Origin of the sequence: Shinella sp. HY16, assembly GCF_028534175.1 — a bacterium.
Lineage (GTDB): Bacteria > Pseudomonadota > Alphaproteobacteria > Rhizobiales > Rhizobiaceae > Shinella.
Genome location: NZ_JAHYXL010000001.1, coordinates 2,939,060 through 2,960,700 on the forward strand (window position 1 = coordinate 2,939,060; position 21,641 = coordinate 2,960,700).

The window sequence follows — 21,641 nt, forward strand, 5'->3', positions numbered from 1 at the left end:
AACGGGACGGCCTCAGGAGCCGGACCGGTACTTGTTCGCCGCGTCGACTGCAGCCTTCTGTTGTGTGTCGCTGAGGCCGAGATAGAAGTCCTCGAGCGAGGGATCGTTGAGCCCGGCGCGGCGCGCCAGAACGAACCACTTGCCTGCCTCGACCGGATCGGCCTTCGTGCCGATAGCATGGATATAGAGCTGGGCGAGCTTGCTCTGGGCCACGGCATTGCCGCCGCCAGCCGCCCGCTTCAGCCACTTGAAGCCGGCCTCGTAGTCACGCTCGCCGCCCGTGCCGTTAACCAGCCACATGCCGAGATCGAGCTGGGCCGTATCGAAGCCGGCGCGCGCCGCGCGCAGCAGCCACTCACGGGCGCGCCTGGTCTTCTCCTCCGGCAGGTCCTTCAAACCGATATAAATCTGCGAAACGGCATATTGCGCATCGGCAATGCCCTGCTCGGCGGATTTTTCATAGTAGGGCAACGCGGCGCGCAGGCCCTTTTCTCCCGGAGAATCGGCCACCAGCACCTGTGCATAGTTGAACTGGGCGGAGGCATTGCCAAGCTCGGCCGATTTCTTCATCAGCTCGTCCGCCCTGGTGCGGTCTTCCTTCGAGCCCGAGCGCTCCATCAAAAGGATGGCATATTTGAACATGCCGGTCGGATCGCCGCCGCCTGCCGCCTGCTCATACCAGAACATGGCCTGTTCGCGGTTGCGCTTGACGCCGAGGCCGCGATCGAGGACCTCGGCCACCAGTGTCTGGGCTGCCGGATCGCCGAGCTGCGCGCGCGGCAGGGCCAGCTCCATCGCCGTCAGGTAGCGCCCGCGCTGGAAAGCGCCATACGCCTCGTCGATCTTCCCGGTAAAGGGTTTTTCCGCCGGCAATGCCGGCAGGTCCGCCCCCATGCGGTCGAGCACCGAGAGGCCGGTCGAAGGGCCATCGGCCGGCTTTTCCGTCTGCTTGTCCGTCTTCGCAGCAGACGCGTCATCGACAGATACCGGCTCAACGTCGGTCGCCGGATCCTTGGCGACCTCAGCACTGCCGGCCGTGACGGACGGTCCCTTCTTCGCCGTTTCCGCAAGGGCGGGAATGGCCACGACGACACCCGCGGCGAGAAACGCCACCGGCGCGATACGGCAAGCTTGGATGAGAACGGCCCTGATCATGCGCGCCTACTATTGCTCAAACCGTGGCGCTTTTTCGTCAAGAAGCGCATTGACGGCGGCAACCACATGCGGCGCCTGCGCCGGATCGGCGAAAACCGCCCTGTCGAGCGCCACAAATTCCGCACCCGTCTCGGCCGCAGCAAGCGCGGACTGCGGATCCGTACCACCGAGCACGATGCAGGGAATCTCCACCATCGAGGCCCACCATTCGGCAAGCGCAAGGTTCTTCGGGTGCGCCTCCGGCTTGATGTCGCCGCCGATCTTGCCAAAGAAGATGTAGTCGGGCTGCACCTCGCCGATCTCCAGTGCCTTGTGCCGGTCGGTCGCGTTGCCGCCGCCGACGATAAGTTTCGGCGTGAACTTCTCGACGGCCTCGCCGAGCGCCTCGAGCCCGCCGGTGATGTGAATGCCGTCGGCTTTCGCGCGGCCAGCAACGCGGGTATCGCCGGCAACGAGCGCTGCAGCGCCTGCCTGCTGGATGATTGGAACCAGGGTTTCGGCATGTTTCTGGAACTGGCCGTCGTCCAGCCCGTATTGCGGCAGGATCACCGAGGCGACGTCACCGCCCTTCAGTGCGCCCTCCAGCATCGCGGCGCGGGCGGCAAGGTCCTCGCCCTCGGGGAGGATCAGCACCAGACGGCAGCGGGGTTCGGCATCGGACATGGATGAACTTCCTTAGAATACGGCACTCAGGCTCGTCATAACAGATCAAAGCGGATAGACGGAAGGACGAACAGGATCAATCGCCCTCCATGTCCATCGACCCCACCATCTACTATGCCGCCATTCCCGCAGTTCTCCTGGTCGGTTTGACGAAGGGCGGCATGGGCGAGGCATTGGCCCTGATGGGCGTGCCGTTGCTTGCCATGGCCGTTCCGCCGGTGCAAGCCGCCGCCATCCTGCTGCCCATCCTCGTGGTCATGGACTGCGTCTCGCTCTGGATCTGGCGCCAGCACAACGACCGCACGCTGCTCAAAATGCTGCTGCCCGGCGCCCTCGTCGGCATCGCGATCGGCTGGGCGACATCGGCCTATGTGCCACGCGACGCATTGCGCCTCATCATCGGCCTCATCACCGTGCTCTTCGTCGCCCGCTACTTCTACAACAGCTGGCGCGCACGGCGCGGCTATGTCGTCCCGGCGAAGCCGCACCGGCTGCTACCTGCCGCCTTCTTCGGCACGCTGTCCGGTTATGGCAGCTTCGTCGCCCATGCCGGCGGTGCGCCCTTCCAGGTTTACGGCCTGCCGCTGAAGCTGCCCCCGCGCGACTATACCGGTGCAGGCGTGCGCTTCTTCGCAATCCTCAACGCGATCAAGCTCGGCCCCTATTTCGCCCTCGGCCAGCTCGACACGACCAACCTGACGATTTCCGCCACGCTGGTGCCGCTCGCCATCGTAGCAACCGCTATCGGTGGTTTCCTCGTCAAGCGCATGAAGCCCGAGGTCTTCTACCCCTTCATGTATGCCATGGCCCTCATCGCCGGCCTGAAGCTCTCCTGGGACGGGGTTCTGGCCTTCCTCTAAGCCCGGAGATCCAGGGCCTTCGCAGCGCACAAAACGCTTGCCGCAAATGCTGCTTTGCCATAGCTTCCCGCCATGGCGCACCCGGACCCCTTTACGGCGATTGCCGACCCCAACCGCAGGTTCCTGCTGGAGGAGCTGCGCCGCGCGCCGCGCACGGTGAACGAGCTTTCCGAAGGTCTGCCGATCAGCCGCCCGGCTGTCTCGCAGCACCTGAAGGCCCTGCTCGACTGCAATCTCGTCAGCGTCAAATCCGAAGGCACGAAGCGCATCTACGCCATCAACGCGAAGGGCTTCGACCGGCTCAATCTCTGGCTCGACCAGTTCTGGGCGTAACGCCTTCGTCCCATCCTGAAACAGAACGCCCCGGCGCGTCATCATGGCGGCCAGGGCGTCTCGACATCTAATGTTTTCGTGTACCGGGAGCGGTTTCGCGAAATGGGCTCCTACCCTGGTCCTCCCATACAGACCAACTGTTCCGCGACCCTCACCCCTTCCGTAATTTTGGAAAAATCCCTGTCCTTTCAGTGAGACGAACCGCGAATGCGCTCGATCTCATCCTTGATGCGCAGCTTGCGACGCTTGATGTCTGCAATCGTCTGGTCCTCAGAGGAGGGCTGGTTCATTGCAGCGTGCAGCTCTGCTTCCAGAGCGAAGTGCTTCTTTTCGAGCGTGGCCAGATGAGCCTCAATCGTCATGTGACAGTTCCTTCCTTTTGCTTGCACCCGGTCATTTGCATGCCGGGTGATCCAGGTTGCAACAGAACTAGTGTGCCATGTCATTTTTCATTTGTCGAAGGCGAAAACGTGGCAAGGGATAACTTCCCGTTACCAGGGGTTTCGTGGTAGGAGCAGCCTTCATACAAGCTGGGGACCGCGGTTCTGCCGCGCCGCCGACGACGGGGAAAGAATAGCATGGCAGACCAGGAACAGGCTGAATTGCGGCTTGCCGCCGCACGGCTTCGCCAGGAGCACGAAGACTACGATGCCGCTATCAATGCAATGATCCAGGTCGGCTGCGAAGCCCTCAGAATCCAGCGCATGAAGAAGAAGAAACTGGTCCTCAAGGACAAGATTTCCAAGCTGGAAGACCAGATCATCCCCGACATCATCGCCTAACCGGACGAGACGCCTTGGACACCACAGAAACGCCCCCCGTCGCCATCATCATGGGAAGCCAGTCCGACTGGGAGACGATGAAAAACGCCGCCGATACGCTCGATGCGCTCGGCGTCGATTACGAGGCCCGCATCATTTCGGCGCACCGCACGCCAGACCGGCTCTACAGCTTCGCCCGCGGCGCGAGGGCGGAAGGCTTCAAGATCATCATCGCCGGCGCCGGCGGCGCCGCCCACCTGCCCGGTATGGCCGCGGCGATGACGCCGCTGCCGGTCTTCGGCGTTCCGGTCCAGTCCAAGGCGCTCTCCGGCCAGGACAGCCTGCTCTCCATCGTGCAGATGCCTGCCGGCATCCCGGTCGGCACGCTCGCCATCGGCAAGGCCGGCGCCGTCAATGCCGCCCTGCTCGCCGCTGCCGTTCTGGCACTGAGCGACCCCGAGCTCGCCCACCGCCTCGATGAATGGCGGGAGAACCAGTCGAACGCCATCGCCGAGTATCCCGTGGACGGCCCGCTATGAGCACACGCACGATCGGCATTATCGGCGGCGGTCAGCTTGGCCGCATGCTGGCCATGGCGGCTGCCCGGTTGAACCTGCGGACCGTGATCCTGGAACCGCAGGCCGATTGTCCGGCCGCGCAGGTCGCCAACGCCCAGATCATCGCAGCCTATGACGATCCGGATGCGCTTGCAGAGCTTGCCCGCGTCTCGGACGTCGTGACCTACGAATTCGAGAACGTGCCGGTCTCCGCCGCCGAGGCGCTTGCCGCCACCGTTGCGGTCTATCCGCCGTCGCGCGCGCTGGAGGTCTCGCAGGACCGGCTCGTCGAGAAGCGCTTCATCCGCGATTGCGGCATCCTCACCGCCGACTTCGCCGCCGTGGACAGCCAGGCCGAGCTTGAAGACGCGCTCGACCGCTTCGGCGGCGTCGGCGTGCTGAAGACGCGCCGCCTCGGTTACGACGGCAAGGGCCAGCGGCTGTTTCGTTCACCCGCCGAAGAGCGCGATGGCGCCTTCGAGGCACTTGGGGGCGTACCGCTGATCCTCGAGAGCCTTGTGCCCTTCGAGCGGGAAGTGTCGATCATTGCCGCACGCGACCGCGACGGCACGATCGCCTGCTACGACCCGGCGGAAAACGTCCACCAGAACGGCATCCTGCACACCTCGACCCTGCCCGCCCGCATCAGCGAGGCGACCGCGGACCAGGCCCGCAAGGCCGCACGCGCCATACTCGACCAGCTCGGCTATGTCGGCGTCATCGGCGTCGAGTTCTTCGTGCTGCCGGATGGCGGGCTCGTGGCCAACGAGATCGCGCCGCGCGTGCACAATTCCGGCCACTGGACGGAGGCGGCCTGCGTCATCTCGCAGTTCGAACAGCATATCCGCGCCGTCGCCGGCCATACGCTCGGCGACCCTCGCCGCCATTCGGATTGCGTGATGCAGAATCTCGTCGGCGACGATATCGAGGACGTTCCCGCATGGCTCGCCAGACCCGGCGTGCTCGTTCATCTCTACGGCAAGACGGAAGCCCGGCCAGGCCGCAAAATGGGGCATGTCACGCAAATTCTGGGCTGATGCGATTCCGGGAAAACTGCGCACAAAGGCCAAAAAAGCCGTCAGGGACGCTGGAAAACCAGCCTGTGTCGCGGAAAACCCGCCGCAAATGGTTGACAGCACAAAAGTGACAGGGTACATGCCTGCCAACCCGAAAGCGCGCCCGAAACGGCGCGTTTTTGATTGAGGAAATCCGGCGAACTCGAGTCGCCCTGCAATACGCGGATCAGAAAAATGAAGATCAAGAATTCGCTCAAGTCGCTCAAGGCTCGTCATCGCGAGAACCGCCTTGTTCGCCGTAAGGGCCGCATCTACATCATCAACAAGCAGAACCCGCGCTTCAAGGCTCGTCAGGGCTGATTGTCGCCGCGGTCGCCATCCTGCAATGGGATGTGGTGATCGAGAAATATCGATTTGAAGTTGGGCCATGGCGGTTTACAATAACCGCCATGCGCTTTTTTATGCTTTCAGCACTCTGCCTTTCCCTCTCCCTGATCGGTACCGCACCGACTGCCGCGCTTGCGCAGGCCGTAAAGGCATCCGTCGATCCAGCTGCATCCAGCGCCTTCACGACCCCGGCGCAACGCCTCGACAAGCTCTTCAGCGAGCTGAAACACGAGGGAAACGCGGATAGCGCCCGCGGCATCGCCGACCAGATTCGCCGGGAATGGCAGGAGTCGGGTAGTGCCAGCATCAACCTCCTGATCCAGTGGGCCGACAAGGCAATATCCGAAGAAAAGAACGCCGCGGCGCTCGATTTTCTCGATGAGGCGATTCGCCTGAAGCCCGACTATGTCGAAGGCTGGAACCGACGGGCCACCCTGCACTTCAAGATGGGCAACTATCGCAAGTCGATGTCCGACATCAACCAGGTGCTGGCCATCGAACCGCGCCACTTCGGCGCACTCGCCGGCATGGCCGCGATCCTCGCGCAGTCGGGCCGGGACGAGATGGCGCTGAGAGCCTGGGAGCGCTTCCTTGACATCTATCCAACCGAGCGGCAGGCGCAGAAGGAAATGGGGGACCTTGCCGAAAAGCTGACCGGCCAGCGGACATAACCTTCGGCAGTGAACCGGCACGGCGCGGTTTTCGTAGATCGGTTACTTCCACCGCCTGAAACCGGACCCTGCCTTGCCCTCCGCCCTCCGCACCATGCTGACAGCCCTGCTCGCCCTCCCTTTCGCCCTTGCTCTTGCTGGCTACGCCTTCACGGCGTGGAAGGCACGAGCGATCGAGGCGGCATTCCCCAATATCGGTGAGCTGGTCGATGTCGGCGGCTTTCGCATGAACAGCGTGCTGGTGACCGCAGGCGCAGATGCCGATCTGCCCCCCATCGTCTTCATCCACGGCGCCAGCGGCAACCTGCGCGACCAAATGCATGCCTTCCGGACACAGCTGGAGGGCCGGGCGACCATGCTTTTCCTTGATCGGCCCGGCCACGGTTATTCGGAGCGCGGCGGGCCGGAAAACGCCTGGCCAGACGGGCAGGCCCACGCCATCGCACGCCTGATGGAGATACGGGGCATCGAGAGGGCGATCATCGTCGGCCACTCCTTCGGCGGCGCCATCGCCGCAAGCTTCGCATTGGAACATCCCGAGAAGACGGCCGGCCTGCTCTTCCTCGCCCCGGCCACCCACCCCTGGCCCGGCGGCATCGACTGGTACTACGACGTTGCGAAAATGCCCGTCCTCGGCTGGCTCTTCACCCGCATCGTCGCGCTCCCCGCAGGCCTGTCCCGCATCGACAGCGGCACACACTTCGTCTTCGCACCCAACAGGCGCCCCGACGGCTATATAACCGAGACGGCCCCCGCCCTTGTTCTGCGCCCCGACGCCTTCCGCAACAACGCCACCGATGTCGCCAATCTCCTGGACTATGTCCGCCGCATCCAGCCACGCTACAGCGCGATCCATACACCGACGGTGATCATAACCGGCGACACGGACGGTGTCGTCTACGAGGAGATCCACTCACAGGGGCTGGCGCATGACATAGCGGGATCGGAACTGGTCTGGATCCGCAATCTCGGCCACAAGCCGGACTATATCGTCACCGGTCTTGCAATCGAGGCACTGGAAAAGATCGCCGGCAAGCCGCGCGACCTCCAGGAATCAGCAAGGCGGGCCGAGGCCCGCCTTGCGAAAGATCACGAGGAATGACGGCTCAGACGCCGCTGACGCCGTCCGCCCCGATATAGGCGATACGCAGCATGTTGGTCGCGCCGGGCGTACGCAGCGGCACACCGGCCGAGATGATGATGCGGTCGCCCGGCTTGCCGAACTCTTCGGCAACGACGATGCGGCAGGCGCGGTTCACCATATCGTCGAGGTCCTCCGCATCGCCCGTGACGACGCAGTGCAGGCCCCAGACGACCGACAGACGGCGCGCCGTCTCGATGACCGGCGACAGCGCCAGGACCGGCACATCCGGCCGCTCGCGCGCAGCGCGCAGGCCCGTCGTGCCCGAAGACGTGTAACAGACGATGGCCGACAGCTTCAGCGTCTCGGCAATCTGGCGGGCAGCCAGCGAGATGGCATCGGCGCCCGTTGCTTCCGGCGTCGAGCGCTGGGCATAGATGATGCCCGGATAGTGCGGGTCGCGCTCGACCTTGCTGGCGATCGAAGCCATGGTCGAGACGGCTTCGACCGGATAGTCGCCCGAGGCGGATTCGGCCGACAGCATCACGGCATCGGCACCCTCGAAGACGGCGGTCGCGACGTCGGAGACTTCGGCGCGGGTCGGCACCGGTGCGGAGATCATCGATTCCAGCATCTGCGTGGCGACGACGACCGGCTTGCCGGCGCGGCGGCAGGCGCGGATAAGCTGCTTCTGCAGGCCCGGAACGGCTTCCAGCGGCATTTCCACGCCGAGGTCGCCACGCGCCACCATGAGCGCGTCGGACAGTTCGATGATCTCGTCGATACGCTCGATCGCCTGCGGCTTTTCGATCTTCGACATCAGGCCTACGCGGCCGCGGGCCACCTTGCGCACTTCGGCAAGATCCTCCGGGCGCTGGATGAAGGAAAGCGCCACCCAGTCGACACTGCCGGTAGCCAGAACCGCATCGAGGTCGACACGGTCCTTCTCGGTCAGCGCGCCGACACCGAGCAGCGTGTCGGGCAGGCTGACGCCCTTGCGGTCGGAGATCTTGGTACCGGAGACGACCGTGCAGACGATGGACTTGCCATCGGAGGTTTCGGCGCGCAGATGCAGCTTGCCGTCGTCGATCAGCAGGCGATGGCCGGGTTTGACGGCTTCGAGGATTTCCGGGTGCGGCAGGTAGACGCGTGTGTTGTCGCCGGGCACATCCTTGTTGTCGAGCGTGAAGGTCTGGCCGGGCTTCAGCTCTTCCGAGCCGTTGGCGAACTTGCCGACGCGCAACTTAGGCCCCTGGAGATCGGCAAGAATGCCGATCGGGCGACCACAGCGGGCTTCCACCGCGCGAATGCGGCTGATCAGCGTGCGCATCACGTCGTGGCTGGCGTGGCTCATATTGATGCGGAACAGATCGGCCCCGGCCTCATGCAGCTTCTGGATCATCTGCTCATCGGACGATGCGGGTCCGAGCGTGGCGAGGATTTTGACTTTTCTGTTCCGTCTCATCAGTTCTGGCTTTCCTGGGTCCCTGGCGTATCTGAGAGCTGCACCATCCAGCTCCCCTGTCGGCCCGTGTCATATTCCTTGAAGCCCATGCGCTGGAAACCGCGTGCGAAACAGTCCTGCACGCCGGTGATCTTGAACTCGTTCTCGGCGACGCACATGTTGACGTCACCGGTCCAGCGGCCGCCGCGAGCGGCGTCTTCGGCATAGAGATAGTAGTAGCGCGATTGCAGCTCACCCTCGATCAGCGTGGCGCAGGTGGTCGCGGGAACCTGCCACCAGCCTTCGGTCATCCAGCCTTCCTTGGCACGGTAGCCGATAGCGACGCCGACAAGGTTCTGCGTGCCGTTGCACACGCGGAAATCGGCTTTCGCCGTATCCGGCACGGACAGGGCGGCAAAGCCGGCAAAGGCGAAAAGGCCGGCCTGGAAGAGGCCGCGGGCTTTCGGGAAAAACGGGCGATGGCTCTTGGCTCTCACGGCTTCCGATGCAACTCCGTTGATTTGAATAAGCGCTTTCTTGCGACGGCAGGGCATGAATGTCAACGCAACACTAATCGATTACAATTTCACGACAGGAGAAGGAATCTTTCCTGAAAGGCGAGAGGCTGCGCTTGCGGCTCCCATCGCCCCATGCGATCAGTCGGCATGAGCGGCGCAATTCGGCAAAAGGCATGCAGGATCACTCCCCCTTCGAAATCATTGACGGCGACCTCGGCCTCGGGCTCGTCATCCTGGCGGACCACGCCACCCATCATCTCCCCCAACGCTATGGCCGCCTCGGCCTGCCGGACAGCGCCTTCGAGCGCCATATCGCCTACGATATCGGCGTCGAGGGCGTGGTGCGCGGCCTCAATGCCCGGCTGAATGCGCCGGTCGTCATGAGCCGTTTTTCCCGTCTCCTGATCGACCCCAATCGCGGCGAGGACGATCCGACACTCATCATGCGCATTTCCGACGGCGCGATCATTCCAGGCAATCACCCAATCACATCAGAAGAATGGCAATACAGGCTGGAAACCTTCCATCGCCCCTATCACGATGCCGTGTCCCGCACGATCGGCGCCGTTGCCGACAAGACCGGCAAGGCGCCGCTCGTCCTCTCCATGCATTCCTTCACGCCGGCCTGGAAGGGTGCCGCCCGCCCCTGGCAGGTCACCGTGCTCTGGGACAGCGATCCCCGCGCCGTGCACCCGCTGCTGGCGGCGCTTGAAGCGCCCGGCGACGTCGTGGTGGGCGACAACGAGCCCTATGACGGGGCGCTGCGCGGCGACACGATGTTCCGCCACTGCATGAAGCCCGGCATTCCGCATGCCCTCATCGAAATCCGCCAGGACGAGATCGGCGATGCGGCAGGCATTGCCCGCTGGGTGGAGCGCCTCGCTCCGGTCTTCGCCCGGTTGAATGCGGACGAGACGCTGCACACCTATGCCGTATTCCCCTCCCGCACGGGACCCTATTGAGGCCAAGACGATGACCGAGCTCAGCAAGGAACAGCAGACCGAGTTCGAGGCCGCCGCCTTCCGGCGCCTCCTCAAGCATCTCGGCGAGCGCAGCGACGTGCAGAACATCGATTTGATGAACCTCGCCGGCTTCTGCCGCAACTGTCTGTCGAACTGGTACCGCGAGGCGGCGAACGAAGCGGGCGTGCCGCTCGACAAGGAGGCGTCCCGCGAGATCGTCTACGGCATGCCTTACGAAGAATGGCGCGCGCGCCACCAGCGCGAGGCGAGCGAGGCACAGAAGGCCGCCTTCGAGGTGAACCGCCCGAAGGAATGAGCCTTACCCCCGTGAAAATCGGCGGGAGGCCTTGATCTTGCCGGAAGTTCGCGGCAAGTCACGGCCTTCGAATTTTATCCCATCCAAGGAGAAGACCATGTCGGATGCCCACGGCGTCGCCCGCGACCAGCTTCGCGCGTTCATCGAGCGCATCGAGCGCCTCGAGGAAGAAAAGAAAACCATCGCCGACGACATCAAGGACGTCTATGGCGAAGCCAAGGGAACCGGCTTCGATGCCAAGATCCTGCGCAAGGTCATCCAGATCCGCAAGCAGGACAAGGACGAGCGCATGGAGCAGGAAGCCATCCTCGACACCTACCTGCAGGCCCTCGGCATGATCGAACTTCCGCCGGAAGCGTGAGCCGTCTCCCTCTTTTTCGCCATGCTCGGGTCAAACCCGGGCATGGCGGCTGAGAAGAGGCAAGGTCAGACCACAAAAAACCCGCCGGATCGCTCCGGCGGGTTTTTTATTGGAATGATCGACGAACCTTAGTTCTCGGCGTTCTGGAACTTGCGCACTTCCATGAAGTTGACGGCGGTTCCGCTGAAGCGGCCGGCATCGATCGATTTGCCTTCCGACTGGAAGCCGGCCATGTAGACCGTCGTAGGCGCGGCACGCAGCGTGCGGCTGACGAAGCGCGGCGCCTTGACGGGCTTCGAGAGCGTCGCGACACGGCCCTGGGTCAGTGCCCATTGCGAGATGATCTTCTGCGTCAGCTTCGGCTCGGTGCGGATGGCACCGCGGCTTGCCGCATCGGCATCCTTCTTCTTCGGACGGCCGCCCTTGGACATCGTCTCTTCCGCCGGCTTGCCGTCGAAGGCGTCGAGCCCGGCCAGCGAACGCGTGCCTCCGGCATTGGTGGAGACGAGCGCCGCCATTTCGACCGGACCGCCGGCAGTGCCATCCGTCGTCGGATCGGCAAGCGCGGCAAGCCCGGAGCGGTCGGCAGCGGTCGGCAGCGCGACATCGGCTTCCGCAGCCGCCATCAGCGCGGTCTGCGTCTGGTCAAGCGAGACCTCGGGACGCAGGCCCGGCACTGGAACCATGGCCAGCTCCTCCGCATCCTCGACGGCCGCTTCGGCGGTCATGACCGCACCAGGCTCGGCATCGCCGGGCTCGGTGCGCGCACCGAGCATGACGGGAAGCGGGATCTTGTAGGTCGCAAGGTCCTCGAATTCAGGCTTCTGCTCTTCGGTCGTCGCCGCTTCGAGGGCCGCAACGGCGCCGCTCGTCGTCGGAGCGACAAGGGCAAGCTCGCTCGTCGTCTCGGCGGCCTTGAAGGCGGGGCGGCTGCCCGGCACCGGCGCGTTGAAGGCAAGCTCCGTCTCGGCTTCCGCCACGACCGGCTTCTTTTCTTCGACGACCTTCGCCTTCGCGCCCGCACTCTCGCCGCCTTCATCGAAGCTGTCGGCAATGGTGGCGCTGCTGGCGATCATTTCGGGTTCTTCATCCTCGTCGCCGCCGCCGCCGAAGAGAGCGGCAAGGAAGCCGCCCTTGCGCTTGGACGCGGTCGGGCTCGAGCCGCCGCCGGCCACCTGGATCGAGTCCGCGCCGACGCGGCGCTTGTAGTCGGCCACCGCCTGCTGGTAGCCGGGCAGCGGCTTGCCGTCTGTCGGCACATGCATGGTCTTGCCGTCGGGGAAGAGGCGGGCAAGCTCCTGGCGGCTCATGCGCGGCCAGGCGCGCACGCTGCCGACATCAAGATGCACGAAGGGCGAACCGGAGGTCGGGTAATAGCCGACGCCGCCGACCTGGAACTTCATGGCGGCCGCGCGCAGGTTGGCGAGCTTCACGCCGGGAATATAGAAGTCCATCGCCTTGCCGAGCATGTGCTGGCTCTTCTTCGCCACACCCTTGGAGCGCGAACGCAGCATGCCGTTGGTTGCCGGCGAGCGATAGGCAGAGACGACGTTGATGTAACCCTTGCCGCCGACCTTCTGGTAGACTTCCCACACGAGGTCGAGGAGCCGCGGATCCATCTTCGTCGGCTCGTTGCGGCGCCAGTCGCGCAGGAACTGGTTGATCTGCTTCAGGCCGCGCGCATCGTAACGCCCGTTGCGCTTGAAGGTGATCTCGGCCTTTTCCTTGGTATGGATGAAATAGAGCTTGAGCGTGCGGTTGCCGCTCTCGGCCTGGACCGTCGCGGGAATGGCCGTGGGCAGGATGAGGGCAGCAGACAGCACAGCCGTGGACAATGCCTTAGGCAGCTTTTGCAACACTGTCTTGCAGAGGCTGCCCAGGGAGGCCCCGGGGCGCTTCATCGATGCGAACAAATTTGCCAACTCTTTCCCCGTCCGAAGGACAACGAACGTCCGTTATCCCAGATGACTGCCAATTGCGGTGAGAGCATGGCAAATACGCCACACTCGTCGTTGCGCACCCGTTATAGTGAACAATCCACTAACAGGGAATAAACGGCAATCGAGAAATCGCAAGTGGCCGGGATTCAAGGGGTTTTTACGCAGCTTCTTTCAACGGATCGTCCGGGTCGATGCCATAATCCTTCAGTTTGCGATAAAGAGTCGAGCGGCCGATGCCCAATTTGCGGGCAACCTGGCTCATCTGGCCATGATAAAACTTCAGGGCAAAGCGGATCAGTTCCTCCTCCACATCGGCCAGCTTGCGCACGTGGCCGCCCTTGTCGACGCTGGCAATGGCGTTGTCCGGCCCGGTTTCGACGCTTGCCGAATCGTTCGGGCGAAAGTCCGGATAGACGCTGGGCAGGCGCGTTTCGGCGGCCGGCTCGGGCAGACGCTGGCTCGCCGATTCCCAGGTGACGACGCCGTCTTCGGCAAGGCCGTAGCCCGGAACCTGTGCGGCGATCTGCGGAAAATCAGCGGCGGTAAGTTCTGCGCCTTCCGAAAGCACGACGGCACGGAAGATGGCGTTTTCGAGCTGGCGGATGTTGCCCGGCCAGTCATAGGCGGTCAACAGCGCCATGGCGGCAGCGGAGACGCCAAGCGGGCGGGCGAGCTTCTGTTCGCCGGCAAAGCGCTGCACGAAGGCACGCACCAGAACCGGGATATCCTCCTTGCGCTTGCGCAGCGCCGGGATCGTCACCGGGAAGACGTTGAGGCGATAGTAGAGGTCCTCGCGAAAGCGACCCTCGCGCACCTCGTTGATGAGGTCGCGGTTGGTCGCAGAGATGAGGCGGACGTTGACCTTCTGCGGGAAGCGGGCGCCGATCGTCTCGATCTCGCCCTGCTGCACCGCACGCAGAAGCTTCACCTGCACTTCGAGCGGCAGGTCGCCGATCTCATCAAGGAACAGCGTGCCGCCGTCGGCTTCCATGAACTTGCCGGTATGGCGCTCCGTCGCACCGGTGAAGGCGCCCTTCTCGTGGCCGAACAGGATGCTTTCGACGAGATTGTGCGGGATCGCACCGCAATTGACGGTAACGAAGGGCTTTTGCGCCCGGTCGCTGGCCGCCTGGATGGCACGCGCGACCATTTCCTTGCCGACGCCCGATTCGCCTTCCAGCACGACGGGGATGTTCGACTGGGCGGCGCGGCGGCCAAGCTCGATGACGCGCAGCATTTCGGGGCTGGCCGAAACGATATCGTCGAAATGTACGGCCTCGCTGCGGCCCCGACGCCCGCCGCGGCCGCGGCCTTCGCGCTGGTCCATCTTCAGCGCATTGCCGACGGCAACGTTCAGCCGCTCCGGTGAGACCGGCTTCACCACGAAATCGAAGGCGCCGGCGCGCATGGCCATCACGACCGTCTCGATACCGCCCTGCCCCGTCTGCACGATGACGGGGATGGTGTTCTCCCGCTCGGCAAGCGCATCGAGGAAGGCCGAGCCGTTCATTTCCGGCATCATCAGGTCGAGCAGGATCACATTGATCAGACCGCCCTTGCGATCGAGCAGATCGAGCCCCGCACGGCCGTTTTCCGCCATATGGGCGACATGGCCGGAGCGCTCGATCATGTTCTTCAACAGCCTGCGCTGGACAGGATCATCGTCGATGACAAGAATATGGGCCGTCACTGGAACCTCCTTGCCTGAAGCGTGCGTCATGCACGCCCAAGGGAACTCAACACCAGGGGACCATGGCAGAAAGGGTTGAACATGCCGTTTTGAGAAAGGCTTGCATTTTAACCAACGCCGACGCAAGCAAGGGGCCGATCCGCCCACCTGCCCGCCCACCTGGAAGAGAGACAGACGATGACCCGATTTTTCCAATCCCCCCGCATCGACTTCGCGCCGGCGGACGCCGCCGCCAGCGCCGAACTGGGCGATCTTCCCGGCTGGAATCTTGCCGATCTCTATCCCTCGCAGACCTCCCTCGAATTCCAGGGCGACATGAAGAAGGCAGAAGCCGGCTCGCTCGCCTTCGAGACAAAATGGAAGGGCAAGCTGGACGCCGCGACGGAAAAAACCGGCGACGACGGCATCGGCGCGGCCGTACGCGAATTCGAGGCGCTGGAAGACGTGATGGGCCGCCTCATCTCGTTCGCCGGCCTTACCTATTTCACCAACACGACCGATCCGGCCAACGGCAAATTCTACGGCGACATCCAGTCCAAGTTGACCGATCTCGGCGCGCATCTGCTGTTTTTCTCGCTTGAACTCAACAGGATAGCGGACGAGCGCATCGAGGCGGCGCTGGCGAAGGACGCGCTTGCCGCGCATTACCGTCCCTGGATCGAGGACCTGCGCAAGGACAAGCCCTACCAGCTCGACGACAAAACGGAACAGCTTTTCCTCGAAAAATCCATGACGGGCGCGGCGGCCTGGAACCGGCTCTTCGACGAGACCATGGCCTCGCTGCGCTACACGATCGACGGTGAGGAAGTGCCGCTGGAAATCGCCCTCAACCAGCTCCAGTCGCCCAACCCGGATGACCGGCGCAAGGCGGCGCAAGCGCTGGCAAAAACCTTCAAGGATAATATCCGCACCTTCACGCTGATCACCAACACGCTCGCCAAGGACAAGGAAATCGCCGACCGTTGGCGCGGCTTTTCCGACATCGCCGACAGCCGGCATCTCGCCAACCGCGTCGAACCCGAGGTCGTTGCAGCCCTCGCCGCGGCTGTGCGCGAAGCGTATCCGCGCCTCTCGCACCGCTACTATGCGATGAAGGCAAAATGGCTCGGAATGGAGCAGATGGAGTTCTGGGATCGCAATGCGCCCCTTCCCGAGACACCCGACGCAATCATTCCGTGGAGCGAGGCGCGCGATACCGTGCTGTCAGCCTACAGCGCCTTCGCGCCCGAGATGGCCGATATCGCCCGAGAATTCTTCGACAAGGGCTGGATCGACGCACCGGTGCGCCCCGGCAAGGCGCCGGGCGCTTTCGCACATCCGACGGTACCCTCCGCGCACCCCTATGTGCTCGTCAACTACATGGGCAAGCCGCGCGACGTGATGACGCTCGCCCACGAACTCGGCCATGGCGTGCACCAGGTGCTGGCCGGCGGCCAGGGCGCGCTGATGGCCTCGACGCCGCTGACGCTTGCCGAGACCGCCTCGGTCTTCGGCGAAATGCTGACCTTCCGCAGTCTGCTCGACAAGACCAAGGACAAACGCGAGCGCAAGGCGATGCTCGCCCAGAAGGTCGAGGACATGATCAATACGGTCGTGCGCCAGATCGCCTTCTACGAATTCGAACGCAAGGTGCACACCGCCCGCAAAGAGGGTGAACTCACCTCCGACCAGATCGGTGAACTCTGGCTCTCCGTGCAGGAGGAAAGCCTCGGCCCGGCGATCCGGATTTCCGAGGGTTACGAGACCTATTGGGCCTACATCCCCCACTTCATCCACTCGCCCTTCTACGTTTACGCCTATGCTTTCGGCGATTGCCTCGTGAACTCGCTCTATGCCGTCTACAGCCAAGCCGAAGCCGGCTTCCAGCAAAAATACTTCGACCTGCTCAAGGCCGGCGGCACCAAGCACCACACCGAGCTGCTGAAACCGTTCGGCCTCGATGCGAGCGATCCGTCGTTCTGGAGCAAGGGATTGTCGATGATCGAAGGGCTGATCGACGAATTGGAAGCGCTTGATAAGGCCTGATCTCGAAAGAAGAAGCCGCGCATGACCGACCGCGAACGCTTTGTGCTCCTCAGGGACGACCGCGAGGACCGGACGGTGGTTTTCGCCGAGCCGCTTGGCCTCGTCACCGTGCGCGATCGCGCCGGCTTCGAACCCGCCTTCGCGGCCTTGCAGGCGGCGCATGACAACGGCCACTGGATCGCCGGCTTCATGAGCTATGAGGCCGGCCATCTCTTCGAGGAGAAGCTGGCGCCCTTCGCGCCGGAGAACCGCCCGACGCCGCTGATGAGCTTCGGCATCTTCGAAAAGCCGGCGGACGACCATCCGCTGGCAAGACCGCGCCAGCGCACGGAAAACGAACCCTTCCTCACCGAGCCGAAAGCCGGCTGGGATTTCGAGACCTACCGCAGCCGCTTCGGCCGCCTGCACCGGCATCTGAGGGAGGGCGACTGTTACCAGGCGAACCTCACCATGCCGATCCGTGCCCGCTGGACCGGCGATCCGCTCGCCGCCTTCTGGTCGCTGATCGAACGCCAGCCCGTGCGCTACGGCGCCTTCGTCTCGCTCGACGGGCCGCTTCTCCTCTCCCGCTCGCCGGAACTTTTTTTCGATATCGACAAGGACGGCTGGATCGAGACGCATCCGATGAAGGGCACTGCGCCGCGCGGCGCCAATGCGGCGGAGGACGCAGACATCATCGCCGCCATGCAGGCCGATCCGAAATCGCAGGCGGAAAACCGCATGATCGTCGACCTCCTGCGCAACGACATCTCGCGCATATCAGAGGTCGGCACGCTCACCGTGCCCAAACTCTTCGCCGTCGAGACTTATCCGACCGTGCACCAGATGGTCAGCCATGTGCGGGCGAAACTGCTGCCCGACATCTCGATCCGCGACATCTTTGCCGCCCTCTTCCCCTGCGGCTCGATCACTGGCGCGCCGAAGATGAGCGCCATGAAAATCCTGCACGACCTGGAGGATGGTCCGCGCGACGCCTATTGCGGCGCGATCGGCGTGATCGCGCCCGACGGCACCATGCGCTTCAACGTGGCGATCCGCACCGTCTCGATCTTCGAAGAAGGCGAAGCGGTCTTCAATGTCGGCGGCGGCATCGTCTTCGATTCGACCGCCGAAGCGGAATATGAGGAGTGCCTGCTGAAGGCGCGCTTTGCGGTGGGGGATCAATGGATCTCTCGCTGATCGAGACCCTGCGCTGGGAACCCGGCACCGGTTTCCTGCGGCTGGAACGGCATCTGACGCGGCTCGCACATTCGGCGAGTGTGTTTGGACTGAACGGCGCAGAGGAGGCGCGGCAGGCCCTGTTAACGGCGCTCGCCGCTCCTGCCCTGCAGGGTATCTCGCCTCTGCGCATCCGTCTCGAACTTTTTGCCGACGGCCGGATCGACGTGCAGACGGCTCCGTTCACGCCGCTCGCGCCCGACGCGATCTGGCGCCTGAAAATCGCCAGAACCCGCCTTTCGTCCGTGGATCCACTGTTGCGCCACAAGACCTCGCGCCGCGCCGCCTATGCCGCGGCCCGCGCCGAATTCCCCACCGAGACGGCAGACGAAGTCCTCCTTCTCAACGAACACGGTATGCTTTGCGAGGGCACCATCACCTCGCTCTTCCTGGATGACGGCACGGGTATCCTCAAGACACCGTCGCTCGCCTGTGGCCTGCTGGCCGGCGTGCTGCGACAGGAACTGCTGGAAAGCGGCAAGGCAGCTGAGCAGATCCTGCGGCCGGAAGACTTCGGCGAGGGCACGGTCTTCGTCGGCAATTCCCTGCGCGGGCTCATCCGGGCAACGCTTTCATGAAAACACCCGCCTACACGCCCTATGATGGCTCTGCCCGCCTCTTCACCATCGGCCTCGGTCCGCTCGACCCTGCACGCTGGATCGAACCGGATGGCGATCTCGAACGCTACCTTCTCGAAAAGGACCGGCTGATCGCCGACCAGCGTGATGTCGTCTTCGTGGAGGAGGTCGGCACGCGTGCCGCACAACAGGAGGTTCTCGACCTTCTCGCGGACCATGTGGCGACGCAGCATCCCGCATTCTATCGCCGCGAAGGATCGGCGATCGCCACTGATGCGCGCACCATTTCCCTCGACGCCGACGACGCGCCGCTTGTCACCGCCGGTGCGCTTGTGCAGGAGGACCTCGTGCTGATGCGGCGCGACGAAACAGGCTGGCGCCTTGTCGCCGGTTACGTCGCCTTCCCCTCCTCGTGGTCCCTGCCGGAGAAATTCGGCCGGCGGATGGAGGATATCCATGCGCCCGTACCGGATTTCGGCGAGGGTACGCGCAATGCCCTTCTGATCAACCGCATGTTCGACAATCTGAAGGTCGAGCAACCGGTCTTCCGCTTCAACTGGTCGATCAATCCGGATGCCGACCTGCACTACCCTGCGTCCAAGGCCCATGGCGCCCTGCCGGACGGGCACGCACTGTCGCTCGAGACTACCTTCGCCCGTGTCGAGCGACAGACGCTGCGCAAGCTGCCGGTCTCCGGCGACATCCTCTTCACCATCCGCATCTATACCGATCCGCTTGCCGCGCTGCGCACCTTGTCCGATGCGCGGAAGATTGCGCTCGTCTTTGCCGACCAGCTGGAAGCGCTGAACCTGCCGCAAGCGACCTACAAGGGGCTCGCCACGAAAAGGGCGGCGCTGGTGGCGGAATTGCGGGCGGTTGCGGCCAGTTAAGAATATCACGACGGAAAACCACGGCCGCCCTTTATTGTGACAGAAAACTGTGCTCTAGCGCTGCCATATTATGCTATGGGGCCCGTCGAGACCCTGATTTTACAGCAAAAGCGGCCGTCCGCAGGAGAACCAAATGGCAGACAGCACCTATCCGGTTTATGGCGAGATCACCGGCCCGATCGTGATGATCGGCTTCGGCTCCATCGGGCGCGGCACGCTGCCGCTGATCGAGCGCCACTTCAAATATGACCGGAACCGGCTGATCGTCATCGAGCCGCGCGAAGACGCCGCCGACGCGGAGATCTACGCCCGCCACGGCGTGCGCCATGTCAAGGCCCATGTCACCAAGGAGAACTACAAGGACCTCCTGAAGCCGCTCCTCACGGAAGGCGGCGGCCAGGGCTTCTGCGTCAACCTCTCGGTCGATACCGGCTCGGTGGACCTGATCAAGCTCTGCCGCAAGCTCGACGTGCTCTATGTCGATACGGTCATCGAACCCTGGCTCGGCTTCTACTTCGACAAGGGCATGAAGAACGCCGACCGCACCAACTATGCGCTGCGCGAAACGCTGCGCAAGGAAAAGGAAAAGAACCCCGGCGGCACGACCGCGGTCTCCACCTGCGGCGCGAATCCGGGCATGGTCTCCTGGTTCGTCAAGCAGGCGCTCGTGAACCTTGCCAGGGATCTCGACATCAAGTTCGATGAGCCGACGCAGGACGACCGCGAAGGCTGGGCCAAACTGATGAAGAAGGTCGGCGTCAAGGGCGTGCACATCGCCGAGCGCGATACCCAGCGCACCAAGAACCCGAAGCCGTTCAACACCTTCTGGAACACCTGGTCGGTCGAGGGCTTCATCTCGGAAGGCCTGCAGCCGGCCGAGCTCGGCTGGGGCACCCACGAGAACTGGATGCCGAAGAACGCCAAGAAGCACAAGAAGGGCTGCAAGGCAGCGATCTACCTGGAACAGCCCGGCGCCAACACGCGCGTGCGCTCCTGGTGCCCGACGCCCGGCCCGCAATACGGCTTCCTCGTCACCCACAACGAGTCGATCTCGATCGCCGACTTCTTCACCGTGCGCGACAAGGACGGACACGTCACCTACCGCCCGACCTGCCACTACGCCTACCATCCGGCCAACGACGCCGTGATCTCGCTGCACGAGATGTTCGGCAACGGCGGCAACCAGCAGCCCGTCCTGCACGTTCTCGACGAGAACGAACTGGTCGACGGCGTCGACGAGCTTGGCGTGCTGCTCTACGGCCACGACAAGAACGCCTACTGGTACGGTTCGCGCCTGTCGCTGGAAGAGACCCGCCGCATCGCCCCCTATCAGAACGCGACCGGCCTGCAGGTGACCTCCGCCGTGCTCGCCGGCATGGTCTGGGCGCTGGAAAACCCGAAGGCCGGCATCGTGGAAGCCGACGAGGTCGACTACAAGCGCTGCCTCGAAGTGCAGACGCCCTATCTCGGCCCGGTCGAAGGCCACTATACCGACTGGACCCCGCTCGACGGCCGCCCGGGCCTCTTCCCGGAAGACCTCGACACGAAGGATCCGTGGCAGTTCAGGAACATTCTGGTTCGCTGAACCGGCCTTCATTTCGCAACAGGACGCCCGCGGCAAAACCGCGGGCGTCTTCGCTTTCAATGGGATAATGCCCGTCGCCCCGGCGGCGCGTCTTGCTTTCGACGTCTCTTCGCGGCATGGTTTGCCGAATTGGACGGGTGGTTCGCGCCGCCGTGACCCTGGGAGACCCATATGAAGCCGATCACAGTCCTCAGCCTGCTGACCGCCGCCGTCGCGCTTGCCTCGTGCCAGTCCGAGCGCGCACCGCGCGACCTGCCGGTGACCCAGCGCCCCGTGGCGCAGGGCGTGGAGGGGGCCTGGGTAGACCCGAACGGCATCGTCTCCACCTTCCAGGCCGGCACGTTCACGACGCGCACGACCGACACGAACCAGCTTCTCGCCTCCGGTACCTACATCAACACCTCGCCGACGCTGGTCGAGATCAACATGACCTCGCTGGTGCGCAACACCCAGTCCAAGGTCAATTGCGCGCTGGTCAGCCAGAGCCAGCTGAACTGCACGACGGCGGAAGGCGCACAGTTCTCGCTTGCCCGCCGGGCTTGAGCGACCGGCATATTAACGGAAAGGGCCGCAAGGCCCTTTTTTCGTTTTACCTCATAAACATGCGCGGCCTGTGGCCCCTCACCTTTT

Annotated in this window: 24 protein-coding genes; 17 read left to right on the forward strand and 7 right to left on the reverse strand. The window is 63.8% G+C overall.

Annotated features, from left to right (window positions below; translation table 11 throughout):
* Positions 1 to 12: 12 nt before the first annotated feature.
* Both K0P03_RS14610 and K0P03_RS14615 read right to left on the reverse strand, forming a co-directional pair.
* Entirely contained in the window at positions 13 to 1,155 is a 1,143-nt protein-coding gene (locus K0P03_RS14610) for a tetratricopeptide repeat protein (protein ID WP_023514876.1), read from the reverse strand.
* A 9-nt stretch (positions 1,156 to 1,164) separates the two neighbouring features.
* Complete coding sequence (locus K0P03_RS14615; protein ID WP_023514875.1) at positions 1,165 to 1,818, reverse strand: thiamine phosphate synthase; 654 nt, start codon at positions 1,816 to 1,818, stop codon at positions 1,165 to 1,167.
* Between the two features lie 89 nt (positions 1,819 to 1,907).
* On the opposite strand from K0P03_RS14615, the gene K0P03_RS14620 reads away from it, so the two are divergent.
* Together K0P03_RS14620 and K0P03_RS14625 are read left to right on the forward strand one after the other, a co-directional pair.
* Positions 1,908 to 2,678, forward strand: coding sequence for a sulfite exporter TauE/SafE family protein (locus tag K0P03_RS14620; RefSeq protein WP_023514874.1), 771 nt, complete (start codon positions 1,908 to 1,910; stop codon positions 2,676 to 2,678).
* A 72-nt stretch (positions 2,679 to 2,750) separates the two neighbouring features.
* Complete coding sequence (locus tag K0P03_RS14625; RefSeq protein WP_023514873.1) at positions 2,751 to 3,011, forward strand: ArsR/SmtB family transcription factor; 261 nt, start codon at positions 2,751 to 2,753, stop codon at positions 3,009 to 3,011.
* A 188-nt stretch (positions 3,012 to 3,199) separates the two neighbouring features.
* On the opposite strand, the gene K0P03_RS14630 is transcribed toward K0P03_RS14625, so the two are convergent.
* Positions 3,200 to 3,373 (reverse strand): YdcH family protein, encoded by a 174-nt coding sequence (locus tag K0P03_RS14630; protein WP_024271180.1) that lies wholly within the window; start codon positions 3,371 to 3,373, stop codon positions 3,200 to 3,202.
* A 216-nt stretch (positions 3,374 to 3,589) separates the two neighbouring features.
* On the opposite strand from K0P03_RS14630, the gene K0P03_RS14635 reads away from it, so the two are divergent.
* From K0P03_RS14635 to K0P03_RS14660, 6 genes are all read left to right on the forward strand, one after another.
* Positions 3,590 to 3,793: a YdcH family protein gene (locus K0P03_RS14635; RefSeq protein ID WP_024271181.1), complete on the forward strand. Its 204-nt coding sequence runs from the start codon at positions 3,590 to 3,592 to the stop codon at positions 3,791 to 3,793.
* Between the two features lie 50 nt (positions 3,794 to 3,843).
* Entirely contained in the window at positions 3,844 to 4,311 is a 468-nt protein-coding gene (gene purE / locus K0P03_RS14640) for a 5-(carboxyamino)imidazole ribonucleotide mutase (RefSeq protein WP_037408602.1), read from the forward strand.
* Positions 4,308 to 5,366, forward strand: a complete 1,059-nt coding sequence (locus K0P03_RS14645) for a 5-(carboxyamino)imidazole ribonucleotide synthase (RefSeq protein ID WP_272789943.1) — start codon at positions 4,308 to 4,310, stop codon at positions 5,364 to 5,366. The genes purE and K0P03_RS14645 overlap by 4 nt, the downstream gene beginning before the upstream one ends.
* Before the next feature lie 213 nt (positions 5,367 to 5,579).
* Positions 5,580 to 5,705, forward strand: a complete 126-nt coding sequence (ykgO, locus tag K0P03_RS14650; protein WP_024271182.1) for a type B 50S ribosomal protein L36 — start codon at positions 5,580 to 5,582, stop codon at positions 5,703 to 5,705.
* Positions 5,706 to 5,785: 80 nt separating this feature from the next.
* Entirely contained in the window at positions 5,786 to 6,403 is a 618-nt protein-coding gene (locus K0P03_RS14655) for a hypothetical protein (protein ID WP_272790487.1), read from the forward strand.
* Between the two features lie 94 nt (positions 6,404 to 6,497).
* Entirely contained in the window at positions 6,498 to 7,505 is a 1,008-nt protein-coding gene (locus K0P03_RS14660) for an alpha/beta fold hydrolase (RefSeq protein WP_272790488.1), read from the forward strand.
* Positions 7,506 to 7,509: 4 nt separating this feature from the next.
* On the opposite strand, the gene pyk is transcribed toward K0P03_RS14660, so the two are convergent.
* Entirely contained in the window at positions 7,510 to 8,949 is a 1,440-nt protein-coding gene (pyk, locus tag K0P03_RS14665) for a pyruvate kinase (RefSeq protein WP_024271184.1), read from the reverse strand.
* On the reverse strand, positions 8,949 to 9,338 hold the full coding sequence (locus tag K0P03_RS14670; RefSeq protein ID WP_306414950.1) for a DUF1036 domain-containing protein: 390 nt from the start codon (positions 9,336 to 9,338) through the stop codon (positions 8,949 to 8,951). The genes pyk and K0P03_RS14670 overlap by 1 nt, the downstream gene beginning before the upstream one ends.
* 281 nt (positions 9,339 to 9,619) lie before the next feature.
* On the opposite strand from K0P03_RS14670, the gene K0P03_RS14675 reads away from it, so the two are divergent.
* From K0P03_RS14675 to K0P03_RS14685, 3 genes are all read left to right on the forward strand, one after another.
* On the forward strand, positions 9,620 to 10,408 hold the full coding sequence (locus K0P03_RS14675; RefSeq protein ID WP_023516227.1) for an N-formylglutamate amidohydrolase: 789 nt from the start codon (positions 9,620 to 9,622) through the stop codon (positions 10,406 to 10,408).
* 10 nt (positions 10,409 to 10,418) lie between these two features.
* A complete protein-coding gene (locus tag K0P03_RS14680; RefSeq protein WP_272789944.1) occupies positions 10,419 to 10,724 on the forward strand; it encodes a DUF1244 domain-containing protein in 306 nt (101 codons plus the stop codon).
* 97 nt (positions 10,725 to 10,821) lie between these two features.
* Positions 10,822 to 11,085, forward strand: a complete 264-nt coding sequence (locus K0P03_RS14685; RefSeq protein ID WP_023516225.1) for a DUF2312 domain-containing protein — start codon at positions 10,822 to 10,824, stop codon at positions 11,083 to 11,085.
* A gap of 128 nt (positions 11,086 to 11,213) precedes the next feature.
* Here K0P03_RS14685 and K0P03_RS14690 read toward each other — a convergent pair whose 3' ends face one another.
* Together K0P03_RS14690 and K0P03_RS14695 are read right to left on the reverse strand one after the other, a co-directional pair.
* Positions 11,214 to 13,007, reverse strand: coding sequence for a DUF882 domain-containing protein (locus tag K0P03_RS14690; protein ID WP_371687632.1), 1,794 nt, complete (start codon positions 13,005 to 13,007; stop codon positions 11,214 to 11,216).
* Between the two features lie 175 nt (positions 13,008 to 13,182).
* Positions 13,183 to 14,715, reverse strand: coding sequence for a sigma-54-dependent transcriptional regulator (locus tag K0P03_RS14695; RefSeq protein WP_050746163.1), 1,533 nt, complete (start codon positions 14,713 to 14,715; stop codon positions 13,183 to 13,185).
* A gap of 177 nt (positions 14,716 to 14,892) precedes the next feature.
* Here K0P03_RS14695 and K0P03_RS14700 point away from each other — a divergent pair, with 177 nt between their 5' ends.
* From K0P03_RS14700 to omp10, 6 genes are all read left to right on the forward strand, one after another.
* Positions 14,893 to 16,740 (forward strand): M3 family oligoendopeptidase, encoded by a 1,848-nt coding sequence (locus tag K0P03_RS14700; protein WP_272789945.1) that lies wholly within the window; start codon positions 14,893 to 14,895, stop codon positions 16,738 to 16,740.
* A gap of 21 nt (positions 16,741 to 16,761) precedes the next feature.
* A complete protein-coding gene (locus K0P03_RS14705) occupies positions 16,762 to 17,919 on the forward strand; it encodes an aminodeoxychorismate synthase component I (protein ID WP_272789946.1) in 1,158 nt (385 codons plus the stop codon).
* The gene (locus tag K0P03_RS14710; protein WP_272789947.1) at positions 17,904 to 18,536 is read left to right on the forward strand and encodes an aminotransferase class IV family protein; all 633 of its coding nucleotides are present in this window, start codon (positions 17,904 to 17,906) and stop codon (positions 18,534 to 18,536) included. The genes K0P03_RS14705 and K0P03_RS14710 overlap by 16 nt, the downstream gene beginning before the upstream one ends.
* Positions 18,533 to 19,426 (forward strand): heme-dependent oxidative N-demethylase family protein, encoded by an 894-nt coding sequence (locus tag K0P03_RS14715; protein ID WP_272789948.1) that lies wholly within the window; start codon positions 18,533 to 18,535, stop codon positions 19,424 to 19,426. The genes K0P03_RS14710 and K0P03_RS14715 overlap by 4 nt, the downstream gene beginning before the upstream one ends.
* 133 nt (positions 19,427 to 19,559) lie before the next feature.
* Complete coding sequence (locus tag K0P03_RS14720; protein ID WP_050746168.1) at positions 19,560 to 21,011, forward strand: homospermidine synthase; 1,452 nt, start codon at positions 19,560 to 19,562, stop codon at positions 21,009 to 21,011.
* A gap of 171 nt (positions 21,012 to 21,182) precedes the next feature.
* A complete protein-coding gene (omp10, locus tag K0P03_RS14725; RefSeq protein WP_023512861.1) occupies positions 21,183 to 21,554 on the forward strand; it encodes an outer membrane lipoprotein Omp10 in 372 nt (123 codons plus the stop codon).
* Positions 21,555 to 21,641: the final 87 nt, after the last annotated feature.

Excerpts from the sequence above, each read along its gene's own strand:
- pyk (WP_024271184.1), bottom strand. The coding sequence starts at position 8,949 with ATGAGACGGAACAGAAAAGTCAAAATCCTCGCCACGCTCGGACCCGCA.
- K0P03_RS14635 (WP_024271181.1), top strand. The coding sequence starts at position 3,590 with ATGGCAGACCAGGAACAGGCTGAATTGCGGCTTGCCGCCGCACGGCTT.
- K0P03_RS14630 (WP_024271180.1), bottom strand. The coding sequence starts at position 3,373 with ATGACGATTGAGGCTCATCTGGCCACGCTCGAAAAGAAGCACTTCGCT.
- K0P03_RS14715 (WP_272789948.1), top strand. The coding sequence starts at position 18,533 with ATGAAAACACCCGCCTACACGCCCTATGATGGCTCTGCCCGCCTCTTC.
- K0P03_RS14625 (WP_023514873.1), top strand. The coding sequence starts at position 2,751 with ATGGCGCACCCGGACCCCTTTACGGCGATTGCCGACCCCAACCGCAGG.
- K0P03_RS14620 (WP_023514874.1), top strand. The coding sequence starts at position 1,908 with ATGTCCATCGACCCCACCATCTACTATGCCGCCATTCCCGCAGTTCTC.
- K0P03_RS14610 (WP_023514876.1), bottom strand. The coding sequence starts at position 1,155 with ATGATCAGGGCCGTTCTCATCCAAGCTTGCCGTATCGCGCCGGTGGCG.
- ykgO (WP_024271182.1), top strand. The coding sequence starts at position 5,580 with ATGAAGATCAAGAATTCGCTCAAGTCGCTCAAGGCTCGTCATCGCGAG.
- K0P03_RS14685 (WP_023516225.1), top strand. The coding sequence starts at position 10,822 with ATGTCGGATGCCCACGGCGTCGCCCGCGACCAGCTTCGCGCGTTCATC.
- K0P03_RS14710 (WP_272789947.1), top strand. The coding sequence starts at position 17,904 with ATGGATCTCTCGCTGATCGAGACCCTGCGCTGGGAACCCGGCACCGGT.
- K0P03_RS14705 (WP_272789946.1), top strand. The coding sequence starts at position 16,762 with ATGACCGACCGCGAACGCTTTGTGCTCCTCAGGGACGACCGCGAGGAC.
- omp10 (WP_023512861.1), top strand. The coding sequence starts at position 21,183 with ATGAAGCCGATCACAGTCCTCAGCCTGCTGACCGCCGCCGTCGCGCTT.
- K0P03_RS14680 (WP_272789944.1), top strand. The coding sequence starts at position 10,419 with ATGACCGAGCTCAGCAAGGAACAGCAGACCGAGTTCGAGGCCGCCGCC.
- K0P03_RS14675 (WP_023516227.1), top strand. The coding sequence starts at position 9,620 with ATGCAGGATCACTCCCCCTTCGAAATCATTGACGGCGACCTCGGCCTC.
- K0P03_RS14645 (WP_272789943.1), top strand. The coding sequence starts at position 4,308 with ATGAGCACACGCACGATCGGCATTATCGGCGGCGGTCAGCTTGGCCGC.
- K0P03_RS14700 (WP_272789945.1), top strand. The coding sequence starts at position 14,893 with ATGACCCGATTTTTCCAATCCCCCCGCATCGACTTCGCGCCGGCGGAC.
- K0P03_RS14660 (WP_272790488.1), top strand. The coding sequence starts at position 6,498 with ATGCTGACAGCCCTGCTCGCCCTCCCTTTCGCCCTTGCTCTTGCTGGC.
- K0P03_RS14720 (WP_050746168.1), top strand. The coding sequence starts at position 19,560 with ATGGCAGACAGCACCTATCCGGTTTATGGCGAGATCACCGGCCCGATC.
- purE (WP_037408602.1), top strand. The coding sequence starts at position 3,844 with ATGGGAAGCCAGTCCGACTGGGAGACGATGAAAAACGCCGCCGATACG.
- K0P03_RS14615 (WP_023514875.1), bottom strand. The coding sequence starts at position 1,818 with ATGTCCGATGCCGAACCCCGCTGCCGTCTGGTGCTGATCCTCCCCGAG.